Here is an 11,169-nt window from a genome sequence, read left to right on the forward strand (position 1 = left end):
CGCTAGTTGAGCACCTCACCGGTCGCCATGTTGACCGCAGGCTCCCGGTCGGCCGCATTGGCCGCCAGCGCCTCGGTCACCCGCTGGGCCAGCTCGGGCCCGAAGCCGGGCACCTGCGCGACCTCCTCGACGGAGGCCGCGCGCAGTTGCCGCAGCGATCCGAACCGGGTCAGCAGCGCCTTGCGGCGGGCCGGGCCGAGCCCCGCGATGCCGATCAGCTCCGACTCGGTCATCGACTTGGACCGCTTCTGCCGATGGAAGGTGATCGCGAACCGGTGCGCCTCGTCCCGGACCCGTTGCAGCAGGTACAGCGCCTCAGAGGCCCGGGGCAGGATCACCGGGAAGTCCTCGTCCGGAACCCAGACCTCCTCCAGCCGCTTGGCCAGGCCCACCAGCGTCACGTCGGTGATGCCCAGCTCGGCCAGGGAGTTCTGCGCGGCCGCCACCTGCGGGGCGCCGCCGTCGACCACCACCAGGTTCGGCGGATAGGCGAACCGCTTGACCGGCTTGGCCTCGGCCCCGCTCTGCCAGTCGGGGGCCGCCGCCAACTCGGCGGCCTGCTCCTGCAGTTGGCGGGCGAACCGGCGCCGGATCACCTCGGCGATCCAGTCGGTGTCACCGCCGCTGCTCTGCATGGTGAAGCGCCGGTACTCGCTCTTTCGGGCCAGGCCGTCCTCGAACACCACCATGCTGGCCACCACGTTGGTGCCCTGCACGTGGCTGATGTCGAAGCACTCGATGCGCAGCGGGGCATCGGGCATGCCGAGCGCTTCCTGCAGCTCGGCCAGCGCCTGCGAGCGGGCGGTCAGGTCGCTGGCCCGGCGCAGCTTGTACTGCAGGAACGCCTGTTGGGCGTTGCGCTCCACGGTCTGCATCAGAGCCCGCTTGTCACCGCGTTGAGGCACCCGCAGCGACACCCGGCTGCCCCGCCGCTCGCTGAGCAGCTCGGTCAGCGCCTCGTGGTCTTCGGGCAGCTCGGGCACCAGCACCTCGCGCGGGACGACGGCGTCCTCCTGGCCGTAGAACTGCAGGGCGAACTGCTCCACCAGCTCGCCGACGGAGGACTCGTCGTTGAGCCCGGCGGTGGAGTCGACCACCCAGCCCCGCTGCCCCCGCACCCGGCCGCCTCGGACGTGGAAGACCTGGACGGCCGCGGACAGCTCGTCGGTGGCGAAGGCCACGACATCGGCGTCGGTGCCGTCGGTCAGCACCACCGCCTGCTTCTCCATGGACCGGCGCAGCGCGCCGAGGTCATCGCGCAGCCGGGCCGCCCGCTCGAACTCCAGGTTGTCGCTGGCCTCGGCCATCTGGCGCTCCAGCCGGCGGATCATGCTGTCGGTCTTGCCGGCCATGAAGTCGCAGAAGTCCTCGACGATGGCGCGGTGCTCGGCGGCGCTGACCCGCCCCACGCACGGCGCGCTGCACTTGCCGATGTAGCCGAGCAGGCAGGGCCGTCCGATCTGACCGGCCCGTTTGAACACCCCGTTGGAACAGGTGCGGGCCGGGAACACCCGCAGCAGCAGGTCGAGGGTCTCGCGGATCGCCCAGGCGTGGGCGTACGGGCCGAAGTACCGGACGCCGGCCTTCTTCGGACCGCGCATCACCTGCAGCCGCGGGTACTCCTCGTTGAGGGTGACTGCCAGCGACGGGTAGGACTTGTCATCGCGGTAGCGGACGTTGAACCGCGGATCGAACTCCTTGATCCAGTTGTACTCCAGCTGCAGCGCCTCGACCTCGGTGGTGACGATGGTCCACTCGACGCTGGCGGCCGTGGTGACCATCTGCCTGGTGCGCGGGTGCAGGGCGCTGATGTCGGCGAAGTAGGAGTTCAGCCGGGACCGCAGGCTCTTGGCCTTGCCGACGTAGATGACCCGGCCCGTGGCGTCCCGAAACCGGTACACGCCGGGCTCGACCGGGATCGAGCCCGTAGCCGGGCGGTATGAGGACGGGTCAGCCACGGGTAGAGCCTAGGTCGCTGGAAAGGGAATGGTTCTCAGGAAAGCCGATGGCGCTCAGTAGCCGTCAGCGCTCGGCTGCCGGACAGCGGTCGCCCGACCGCCCGCCCGGGTGGTGGCCGCGCTCGTCCGTCGCACGGTCTTGGCAGCCGTGGTCTTGGTAGCGCTGGTCTTGGCAGCACTGGCCTTGGCTGTGGTTGTGGCTGGGCTGGCCTTGGTCGCCTTGGCTGGGCTGGCCTTGGCTGCCTTGGCTGGGCTGGCCTTGGCTGCCTTGGCTGGGGTGGCCTTGGCCGTGCCGTTCTTGGCCGTGCCGTTCTTGGCCGTGCCGTTCTCGGCTGGGGTGACCTTGGCCGTGCCGTTTCTGGTGGCCGTGGTCTTGGCGCTCACCTTGGTGACCTTTGCCACTGACTGCTTCACCGGCGCTGAGCCGTTGCTCGCGGCGGCCACGGGCTGGCGCACCTTGCGCGCCGGCTTGGCGGATTGCTCACCGGCGCGCTCGGACTCCAACCGATCGGACTCCAACCGATCGGCCAGGATGCCGGCCAGGAACTGCCCCGTGTAGGAGCCGGCCACCCGCGCCACGTCCTCCGGGGTGCCCTGGGCCACCACCGTGCCGCCGCCGGAGCCGCCTTCGGGGCCCATGTCGATCACCCAGTCGGCGGTCTTGATGACGTCGAGGTTGTGCTCGATGACCATCACCGAGTTGCCCTTGTCGACCAGGGACTGCAGCACCGCGAGCAGCTTGGACACGTCCTCGAAGTGCAGGCCGGTGGTCGGCTCGTCGAGCACGTAGATGGTGCGCCCGGTGGAGCGCTTCTGCAGCTCGCTGGCCAGCTTCACCCGCTGCGCCTCACCCCCGGACAGGGTCGGCGCCGGCTGCCCGAGCCGCACGTAGCCCAGTCCCACGTCCACCAGGGTCTCCAGGTGCCGGGCGATCTTCGAGATCGGCCGGAAGAACTCCGCCGCCTCCTCGATCGGCATGTCCAGCACCTCGGAGATCGTCTTGCCCTTGTAGTGCACCTCCAGGGTCTCCCGGTTGTACCGGGCGCCCTTGCACACCTCGCACGGGACGTAGACGTCGGGCAGGAAGTTCATCTCGATCTTGATGGTGCCGTCGCCGACGCAGTTCTCGCACCGACCGCCCTTGACGTTGAAGGAGAACCGGCCCTGCAGGTAGCCGCGGACCTTGGCCTCGGTGGTCTCGGAGAACAGCTTGCGGACGTGGTCGAAGACGCCGGTGTAGGTAGCCGGGTTGGACCGCGGGGTGCGCCCGATCGGCGACTGGTCGACCCCGACCACCTTGTCCAGCTGGTCTATCCCGGTGACCCGCTTGTGCCGCCCCGGCGGCATCTTCGCGCCGTTGATCTTGTTGGCCAGCGTCGCGTGCAGGATGTCGTTGACCAAAGTGGACTTGCCCGAGCCCGACACGCCGGTCACGGCGACGAACACCCCGAGCGGGAAGCTGACGTCGATGTCGCGCAGGTTGTGCTCGCGAGCGCCCTCGACCACCAGCTCGCGGCCGGCGGTCACCGGCCGGCGGATCGCCGGCACGTCGATAGCCCGGCGGCCGGACAAGTAGCCGCCGGTGATCGAGTCCTTCGACTCCAGCAGATCCTCAAGGGTTCCCGAGACGACCACCTGGCCGCCGTGCTCGCCGGCCTGGGGCCCGATGTCGACGATCCAGTCCGCGGCCCGGATGGTGTCCTCGTCGTGCTCGACCACGATGAGGGTGTTGCCCAGGTCGCGCAGCCGGATCAGGGTGTCGATCAACCGGCGGTTGTCACGCTGGTGCAGGCCGATCGAGGGCTCGTCGAGGACGTAGAGCACCCCGACCAGGCCGGCGCCGATCTGGGTGGCCAGCCGGATCCGCTGGGCCTCGCCGCCTGCCAGCGTGGCCGCGGCCCGGTTCAGCGACAGGTAGTCAAGCCCCACGTCGACCAGGAAGCCCAGCCGCGAGTTGACCTCTTTGACCACCCGGACGGCGATCATCTCCTCGCGCTCGGTCAGCCGCAGGCCGGCCAGGAACTTCGCGGCCTCGCCGATCGACAGGGCGCAGATCTCGGCGATGGACTTGCCGGCCACCGTGACCGCCAGGATCTCGGGCTTGAGCCGGGTGCCGCCGCAGGTCGGGCAGTCGACCTCGCGCATGAAGCCCTCGTACTTTTCCCGGCTCCAGTCGCTGTCGGTCTCGGCGTGCCGGCGCTCCAGCCACGGCACCACGCCCTCGTAGCTGGCGTAGTAGGACCGCTCGCGGCCGTAGCGGTTCTTGTACCGGACGTGCACCTGCTCGGAGCTGCCGTGCAGCACCGCCTTCTGGGCGCGGGCCGGCAGCCGGTCCCACCGGGTCTGCACGCTGAAGCCGAGCTGGTCGCCCAGGCCCTCGAGCAGCCGCAGGAAGTAGTCGCTGTTCTGGCCGTTGGCCCACGGGGCGATGGCGCCGTCGGCCAGCGACTTCTCAGGGTCGGGCACCAGCAGCTCGGGGTCGACCTCTTTGCGGGTGCCGATGCCGGTGCACGCCGGGCAGGCGCCGAACGGGGCGTTGAACGAGAACGACCTGGGCTCGAGCTCGTCGATGGCCAGCGGGTGCTCGTTCGGGCAGGCCAGCCGCTCGGAGAACCGCCGCTCGCGGTGCGGGTCGTCCTCTGGCAGGTCGACGAAGTCCAGGATCACCATGCCGCCGGCCAGGCCCAGCGCGGTCTCGACCGAGTCGGTGATGCGCTGCTTGCTGGAGGCGCGGGCGGTCAGCCGGTCCACCACCACCTCGATGGTGTGCTTCTCCTGCTTCTTCAGGGTCGGCGGCTCGGTCAGCGAGTAGTTGACGTTGTCGACCCGGACCCGGGAGTAGCCCTTGGTCTGCAGGTCTGCGAACAGGTCGACGTACTCGCCCTTGCGCTCGCGGATCACCGGGGCCAGCACCTGGAACCGGGTGCCCTCGGGCATCTCGAGCACCCGGTCGACGATCTGCTGCGGGGTCTGCTTGCTGATCGGCTCGCCGCAGGTCGGGCAGTGCGGGTGCCCGATCCGGGCGTAGAGCAGCCGCAGGTAGTCATAGACCTCGGTGATCGTGCCGACGGTGGAGCGCGGGTTGCGCGAGGTCGACTTCTGGTCGATCGAGACGGCCGGCGACAGGCCCTCGATGAAGTCGACGTCCGGTTTGTCCATCTGGCCCAGAAACTGCCGGGCATAGGCCGACAGCGACTCGACGTAGCGGCGCTGGCCCTCGGCGAAGATGGTGTCGAAGGCCAGCGAGGACTTGCCCGAGCCGGACAGCCCGGTGAACACGATCATCGCGTCCCGGGGCAGGTCCAGCTGGACGTCCTTGAGGTTGTGCTCACGGGCGCCACGGACGATCAAACGGTCAGCCACAGTCTTCTTTCTGGTCCAGCAGGCGGTCTGGGAAGGGCTTTGTTGCTAGAAGCTCGGCCGTCACCAACCACGAAGGTGCGCGGCGTGCATTGAAAGAGTAATCGCGGGCTACGACAACGCGCCGCGCTGGTGCTGCCGCTAGGTCAGCTGCCAGTCCACCGGCTGGCCGCCCCGCTTGACCAGCAGCTCGTTGGCGCGGCTGAACGGGCGGGAGCCGAAGAACCCGCCGCTGGCCGACAGCGGGCTCGGATGCACCGACTTCAGGCAGTCGGCGTCGGACAGCAGCGGCTCCAGCGACTGCGCCTGCCGGCCCCAGAGAATGGCCACCAGCGGCTGGTCCCGGGCTGCCAGGGCCCGCACTGCCTGGTCGGTGACCCGCTCCCAGCCCTTGCCGGCGTGCGAGCCGGACTTGCCCGGCTGCACGGTGAGCACCCGGTTGAGCAGCAGCACCCCCTGCTTGGTCCACGGCGTCAGGTCGCCGTTGGACGGGATCGGCACGCCCAGGTCCTCATGCAGCTCGCGGTAGATGTTCTGCAGTGACCGCGGCACCGGCCGGACATCCGGGGCGACGGAGAACGACAGGCCGACCGGGTGCCCGGGCGTGGGGTACGGGTCCTGGCCCACGATCAGCACCCGCACGTCCTCGAAGGGCTGGCTGAACGCCCGCAGGACGTGCTCGCCGGCCGGCAGGTAGGACCGTCCGGCGGCGAGCTCGGCCCGCAGGAAGTCCCCCATCGCCCGAACCTCGGCGGCCACCGGCTGCAGGGCCTTGGCCCATCCCGTCTCGACGATCTCTTCCAGGGGGCGCACAGACATGACTGACACCGTAGCGCCCGGCGATCCGGCACTACGCTTGAAACTGTCATGGGCAACTACACGATCATCACGCTCGGGGCCGCCACCGAGCTTCTCGATCTGCCCTTCGACAAGCCGCTGGAGGAGTGGAACGACCCCCGCCTGGTGCAGGTCCCGCGCGGGATCTCCCGGCACGTGGTGCGCTTCATCCGGGCCCACAACCAGATCTTCGCGATCAAGGAGGCCACCGAGCGCTACGTGACGCGCGAGCACCACCTGCTGCGCGCCCTGGCCGAGTCCTCGGTGCCGGTGGTCGACGCCTTCGGCACCGTGCTCGACCGCGGCGACCACGAGGGCCATCACCTGGACGGCCTGCTGATCACCAGGCACCTGCCCTACTCGCTGCCCTACCGGTCGCTGTTCACCGAGCGGTCGCTGCCCGACCTGCGCTCACGGCTGCTGGACGCCCTGGCCCAGCTGTTCGTCCGGTTGCACCTGACCGGTTTCTTCTGGGGCGACTGCTCGCTGTCGAACACGCTGTTCCGGCGCGACGCCGGGGCGCTGGCGGCCTACCTGGTGGACGCCGAGACCGGTGAGATGCACCCGCAGCTCTCGCGCGGCCAGCGGATGCACGACCTGTCCATCGCCACCGAGAACATCGCCGGCGAGCTGATGGACCTGCAGGCCGGCGGTTACCTCTCCCTTGACGACGACCCGATCGAGACGGCCCAGGGCCTGCAGCCGCGCTATGACCAGCTGTGGGCCGAGCTGACCGACGACGAGATCTACCCCACCACCGAGAGCTACCGCATCGAGGAACGGGTTCGGCGGCTGAACTCGCTGGGCTTCGACGTCTCCGAGATCGGCATCCGGACCGAGGACGCCGGCCGCAAGCTGCGCTTCGAGACCCACATCGTGGAGCCCGGCCATCACCAGCGCCGGGTGTACGCCCTCACCGGGCTGCGGGTGCAGGAGAATCAGGCACGCCAGATCCTGTCCGACCTCGCCCGGTTCCGCGCGAAGTGGATCGAGGGCGTCGAGCACGACATCCCCGAGGACCTGGCGGCGCGGCGGTGGCTGGATGAGAAGTTCTACGGGGTTCTGTCCATGGTGCCGCCCCAGCTGCGTCGCAAGCTGCCCGACGCGGAGCTGTTCTACGAGATCGCCGAGCACCGGTGGTTGATGTCAGAGCGGCTGGGCCGCGACGTGGGCCGGCAGGCGGCAGTGGAGGATTACGTCAAGACCGTGCTGTCCAAGCTGCCGGACGCCTCCGTGCAGGTGCTGACAGACCCCATTACTGAGGAGCTCCCGGTGATCCGAGAATGACGTACACGGGCGAGGTGAGCGTGGGCGGCCCGATGGACACCCGCGAGCTGGCCGGGCTGAGCATCACCAAGCTCGCGGTCGGCCCGATGTCGAACAACGCCTACCTGCTGCGGTGCCAGGCCAGCGGCCAGGCGCTGCTGATCGACGCCGCGAACGAGGCCGACCGGCTGCTGGAGCTTGTCCGGCTCGGCGGCGAGACCGCCGCGACGGTGCTGACCACCCACCAGCACGCCGACCACTGGCAGGCGCTGGCCGCCGTGGTGGCCCAGACCGGCGCCCGGACGATGGCCAGCGTCGAGGACGCCGGAGGCATCCCGGTGCCGACCGAGCGGCGGCTGGAGCACGGTGACGCGGTGCACGTCGGCGACGCCGAGCTGCGGGTGATCGTGCTGCGCGGGCACACACCCGGCTCGGTGGCGCTGCACTACCGCGACCCGGACGGCTCGTCGCACCTGTTCACCGGCGACTCGCTGTTTCCGGGCGGGCCCGGCCGGACGGCTTCGCCTGCGGACTTCACGTCGCTGATGGACGACCTGGAGCGGCGGGTCTTCGACGTCTACGACGATGACACCTGGTTCTATCCCGGCCACGGCAACGACTCGACGTTAGGCGCCGAGCGCCCGCAGCTGTCCGAGTGGCGAGCCCGCGGCTGGTAGGTCGTGGCAGGGTCGGCGCTGGCTGACGTCGAGCGTCATGCTCACGCCTCGCCCTGACGACCGCTGAGCATGACGCTCGCCCGCCTGTAGGCCAGGCGAGCGTGGTCCAAGCACGGGAACCTACGCGGGCGCCGCTCGTTGGGCCAGGTGAGAACAGTCGCGTCGCCGCCGCGCGTGGCTCCGAATGATGCGAGGAGACCGACGTATGGCTATCTGGAATCAGCTGCGGCAGTCCGCTCAGGGGATGCAGGAACAGCTCACCGCCAAGAAGAACGACCTGAAGAGCGGCGCCTTCCGCGACGCGAGCATGGCCATGTGCGCGCTGGTCGCGGCCGCGGACGGAACGATCGACGCCGAGGAGCGGCGTCGGGTCGCCGGGCTGATCACGACGAACGACGCCCTGTCCAACTTCGCCGCCGACGATTTGCGCGCCAAGTTCGACGGCTACGCCAACAAGCTCAGCGCGGACTTCGACTTCGGCAAGGTGGCGGTCATCCAGGAGATCGGCAAGGTGAAGAAGAAGCCGAACGAGGCCCGCGCGGTGATCCAGATCGGCATCATCATCGGTGGCGCCGACGGCAACTTCGACGACGACGAGAAGAAGGTCGTCCGCGAGGCGTGCTTCGCGCTCGGCATCGCTCCCGCCGAATTCGACTTATAGCCCGCGTAGACGTCGAGCGTCATGCTCACGCGTCGCTCCGACGACCGCTGAGCATGACGCTCACCCGCTCACCCGCTCGTCACCGCTCACCCGCTCACCGCTCGCGGCCCCTGGCCGGGCCGGGTCACACCCTGTCGGCCGCCAGGTTGTCGTGAAGGCACTCGATCCTCGCGGCCCGGTTGTCCTTCGACCAGTCGGTCCAACCGTTCTCATACTTCGTGTGAAGGGCTATGAGGGACGCTGAATCCGGTTTCAAGGTGACCATGCCCCGCACGTCTTGGGCCTGGGGCCCCTGCCCCTGCGCCTCTTGCCCTCTCACGGTGAACTTCGCCTGGAACTCCTTGGCGATCCACTTACCGAGCGTCTCGTCCCGATCCTTCGTCGCGACGACGACTCCACCGATCAGGGCGGTCAACGCAGTGCTCGCCTGGGTGATGAGTTCTTTCACGGGGTCCTTCTCACCCGCGACGGCAGACAGCTTCACGGTCACCAGGACCGTCGCGCACGTGGCCACAGCGGCGAGGAGGCCGTTGAGCCACGCATAGGATTCGAAGGCCCCTAGAGCGGCTTTGGGCCGTCGCGTTATCAGGCTGCGCGCGGCTGGGGCGATACCCACTGCCAATGCGACAGCTCCGAGCAAGGCGACCCACGTCGGCCAGTACACGCCGTCATACCAGTATTTCGCCAGCACCAGGCCCACCAATGTGTATGCCGCGGTGGCCAGTGGCACCTTCAACGGGGCCAGCAGGACAGTCAACGATCGGGCCGCCACCGACTACGCCGGATGAGTGTGGGGCGGTGTGTGCGTACAGGACATGTACTCTTTTCCACCCGCGAACACGTAGAACATCTCCCCGAACGGCACCGTCTCTCGGCACTCGCCGATGAACCCTGACTTGTCGGCGATCAGTTCTTCCCGCCGGGACTCAACGGCCTCGTGCAGGCCGTCATCCTGGTCCGTCATAGCGCATCCCTCCCAGGCAGAGAGAATGGCGCCCTTCTCCGCCTCGGGCACGGCTTTTCAGCAAATGGAATCGACCGCAGAACCACCGCACCGGGCAGGGCCGAGACACTCAGGCGGAAACAGGCTCACCAGCCCAGCTCGTGCAAGCGATCGTCGTCGATGCCGAAGTGGTGGCCCACTTCGTGGATCACCGTCCGGCGCACCTCTTCCACGACTTCGGCCTCGGTGCTGCAGATGGAGCAGATCGCCTGGTGGTAAATGGTGATCTGATCGGGCAACGCGCCGGAGTATTGGCTGGTGCGCTCCGTCAGCGGGATACCGCGGTAGAGCCCCAACAGGCCCGCAGGGCCGGCGTCGTGCTCGACGACGACCGCCACGTTGCGCATCATCCGGCCCAGATCCGGGGGCAACCCGTCCAATGCCTGGCCGACCATCGCCTCGAAGCTATCGGGATCTACCTCAACCATGCCTCCAGTGTGGGTGGTGACCGGGACGCGATCGCAGCCGGGCTGCGCTGGTCACCGGTGGCGTCGTGAAGAGTCAGGACGCCAACGCCGCACGAGACCCCGTGCCGCTTCGTTAGGGCCTCAGTCCGCGGTAGCCCTGCTGCGTTCGAGGGCCGTCAGTTTTCCAGCGGAAGGTCGCGCGCAAACGGTCCAGCGCGCCCGCCAGGTGCTCGACCTCGGCGTCGGCGTCGGATGGTTCCCACGGACGGTCGCTGTCAGCCATGGCCTCACCGTAGTACGGCCTGGGCGGGGCTCGATGCCGTAGGAACCCGACGTTTTCCGCCTATGCCGATCGCGCGCGAACCCAGCGCACAAGGCTGCGCACGCCGACGATGCCGAGCCCGATGACTCCCCCGACGGCTGCGGCCGGAACGCCGACTTCGAGCGCCGCGGCCCAGGCGGTGGGAACGTAGACCCTCAACCCCCACACCAGACCCGCCACCAGTCCGATGACGCCGCACCCACACGCGGCCCATCCGACGATCCAGTCGCCGGGGCGCTGCCACAGACCGGTCATGCCGGAGCGATCCGCTCGTAGAGCGTGATCAGGTTGTGGTCCGGGTCCAGGACCGCGAATTCGCGCGTCCCCCACGGCTTGTCGCTTAACCCGGCGTTGGGATGGACCACCCCCAGCTCGTGGCAGTGCCGATGCAGTTCGTCGACGCAGGTGACCTCGATCCGGCAGGAGACGCTGCCCGCCAGGCGCCGCTCCGCCCCCGGCGCGCTGCCGTCAGCCACCCAGACGTGAAGCTCGACCTGGTCACGTCGCAGGATCCCCAGACCGCGGCCCTCGTGCTGGAACTCCACGAAGCCCAACGCGTCCTGCAGGAACGCGACCGCGCGCCGCTCGTCGGAGACCGCCAGCGCCGGCACGGCCGCCAGAAACCGAGGCTGGTCCATCCACTGGCCTCCTCACCCTCAACCCGACAGGGCCAGGTCA

At 69.0% G+C, this 11,169-nt stretch carries 12 protein-coding genes; 3 read left to right on the top strand and 9 right to left on the bottom strand.

What is annotated here, in order from left to right; translation table 11 throughout:
* Window positions 1–2: 2 nt before the first annotated feature.
* The 3 genes from uvrC to VGB75_04295 all read right to left on the bottom strand — a co-directional run bounded on the left by uvrC (window position 3) and on the right by VGB75_04295 (window position 6,137).
* Window positions 3–1,958, bottom strand: a complete 1,956-nt coding sequence (gene uvrC / locus VGB75_04285; GenBank protein HEY0166241.1) for an excinuclease ABC subunit UvrC — start codon at window positions 1,956–1,958, stop codon at window positions 3–5.
* Between the two features lie 54 nt (window positions 1,959–2,012).
* Window positions 2,013–5,321: an excinuclease ABC subunit UvrA gene (uvrA, locus tag VGB75_04290; protein HEY0166242.1), complete on the bottom strand. Its 3,309-nt coding sequence runs from the start codon at window positions 5,319–5,321 to the stop codon at window positions 2,013–2,015.
* Window positions 5,322–5,459: 138 nt separating this feature from the next.
* On the bottom strand, window positions 5,460–6,137 hold the full coding sequence (locus VGB75_04295; GenBank protein HEY0166243.1) for a uracil-DNA glycosylase: 678 nt from the start codon (window positions 6,135–6,137) through the stop codon (window positions 5,460–5,462).
* A 48-nt stretch (window positions 6,138–6,185) separates the two neighbouring features.
* On the opposite strand from VGB75_04295, the gene VGB75_04300 reads away from it, so the two are divergent.
* The 3 genes from VGB75_04300 (at window position 6,186) to VGB75_04310 (ending at window position 8,759) form a co-directional block, all read left to right on the top strand.
* The gene (locus VGB75_04300; protein HEY0166244.1) at window positions 6,186–7,442 is read left to right on the top strand and encodes a DUF4032 domain-containing protein; all 1,257 of its coding nucleotides are present in this window, start codon (window positions 6,186–6,188) and stop codon (window positions 7,440–7,442) included.
* Entirely contained in the window at window positions 7,439–8,098 is a 660-nt protein-coding gene (locus VGB75_04305) for an MBL fold metallo-hydrolase (GenBank protein ID HEY0166245.1), read from the top strand. The genes VGB75_04300 and VGB75_04305 overlap by 4 nt, the downstream gene beginning before the upstream one ends.
* A 205-nt stretch (window positions 8,099–8,303) precedes the next feature.
* Window positions 8,304–8,759, top strand: coding sequence for a TerB family tellurite resistance protein (locus tag VGB75_04310; GenBank protein HEY0166246.1), 456 nt, complete (start codon window positions 8,304–8,306; stop codon window positions 8,757–8,759).
* A gap of 124 nt (window positions 8,760–8,883) precedes the next feature.
* Here the strand turns inward: VGB75_04310 and VGB75_04315 are convergent, their stop codons facing one another.
* The 6 genes from VGB75_04315 to VGB75_04340 all read right to left on the bottom strand — a co-directional run bounded on the left by VGB75_04315 (window position 8,884) and on the right by VGB75_04340 (window position 11,129).
* Window positions 8,884–9,516: a hypothetical protein gene (locus VGB75_04315; GenBank protein HEY0166247.1), complete on the bottom strand. Its 633-nt coding sequence runs from the start codon at window positions 9,514–9,516 to the stop codon at window positions 8,884–8,886.
* A gap of 18 nt (window positions 9,517–9,534) precedes the next feature.
* On the bottom strand, window positions 9,535–9,723 hold the full coding sequence (locus tag VGB75_04320; protein HEY0166248.1) for a hypothetical protein: 189 nt from the start codon (window positions 9,721–9,723) through the stop codon (window positions 9,535–9,537).
* Window positions 9,724–9,848: 125 nt separating this feature from the next.
* Complete coding sequence (locus VGB75_04325) at window positions 9,849–10,190, bottom strand: metallopeptidase family protein (protein ID HEY0166249.1); 342 nt, start codon at window positions 10,188–10,190, stop codon at window positions 9,849–9,851.
* A 112-nt stretch (window positions 10,191–10,302) separates the two neighbouring features.
* The gene (locus VGB75_04330) at window positions 10,303–10,452 is read right to left on the bottom strand and encodes a hypothetical protein (protein HEY0166250.1); all 150 of its coding nucleotides are present in this window, start codon (window positions 10,450–10,452) and stop codon (window positions 10,303–10,305) included.
* A gap of 60 nt (window positions 10,453–10,512) precedes the next feature.
* Window positions 10,513–10,746, bottom strand: coding sequence for a hypothetical protein (locus VGB75_04335; GenBank protein HEY0166251.1), 234 nt, complete (start codon window positions 10,744–10,746; stop codon window positions 10,513–10,515).
* On the bottom strand, window positions 10,743–11,129 hold the full coding sequence (locus VGB75_04340; GenBank protein ID HEY0166252.1) for a VOC family protein: 387 nt from the start codon (window positions 11,127–11,129) through the stop codon (window positions 10,743–10,745). The genes VGB75_04335 and VGB75_04340 overlap by 4 nt, the downstream gene beginning before the upstream one ends.
* Between the last annotated feature and the right edge of the window lie 40 nt (window positions 11,130–11,169).

The organism is Jatrophihabitans sp. (genome assembly GCA_036399055.1).
Lineage (GTDB): Bacteria > Actinomycetota > Actinomycetes > Mycobacteriales > Jatrophihabitantaceae > Jatrophihabitans_A.

Coding starts and splice junctions, on each gene's coding strand:
- VGB75_04310 (HEY0166246.1), top strand. CDS start 8,304: ATGGCTATCTGGAATCAGCTGCGGCAGTCCGCTCAGGGGATGCAGGAA.
- VGB75_04320 (HEY0166248.1), bottom strand. CDS start 9,723: ATGACGGACCAGGATGACGGCCTGCACGAGGCCGTTGAGTCCCGGCGG.
- VGB75_04305 (HEY0166245.1), top strand. CDS start 7,439: ATGACGTACACGGGCGAGGTGAGCGTGGGCGGCCCGATGGACACCCGC.
- VGB75_04340 (HEY0166252.1), bottom strand. CDS start 11,129: ATGGACCAGCCTCGGTTTCTGGCGGCCGTGCCGGCGCTGGCGGTCTCC.
- VGB75_04335 (HEY0166251.1), bottom strand. CDS start 10,746: ATGACCGGTCTGTGGCAGCGCCCCGGCGACTGGATCGTCGGATGGGCC.
- VGB75_04300 (HEY0166244.1), top strand. CDS start 6,186: ATGGGCAACTACACGATCATCACGCTCGGGGCCGCCACCGAGCTTCTC.
- VGB75_04325 (HEY0166249.1), bottom strand. CDS start 10,190: ATGGTTGAGGTAGATCCCGATAGCTTCGAGGCGATGGTCGGCCAGGCA.
- VGB75_04295 (HEY0166243.1), bottom strand. CDS start 6,137: ATGTCTGTGCGCCCCCTGGAAGAGATCGTCGAGACGGGATGGGCCAAG.
- VGB75_04330 (HEY0166250.1), bottom strand. CDS start 10,452: ATGGCTGACAGCGACCGTCCGTGGGAACCATCCGACGCCGACGCCGAG.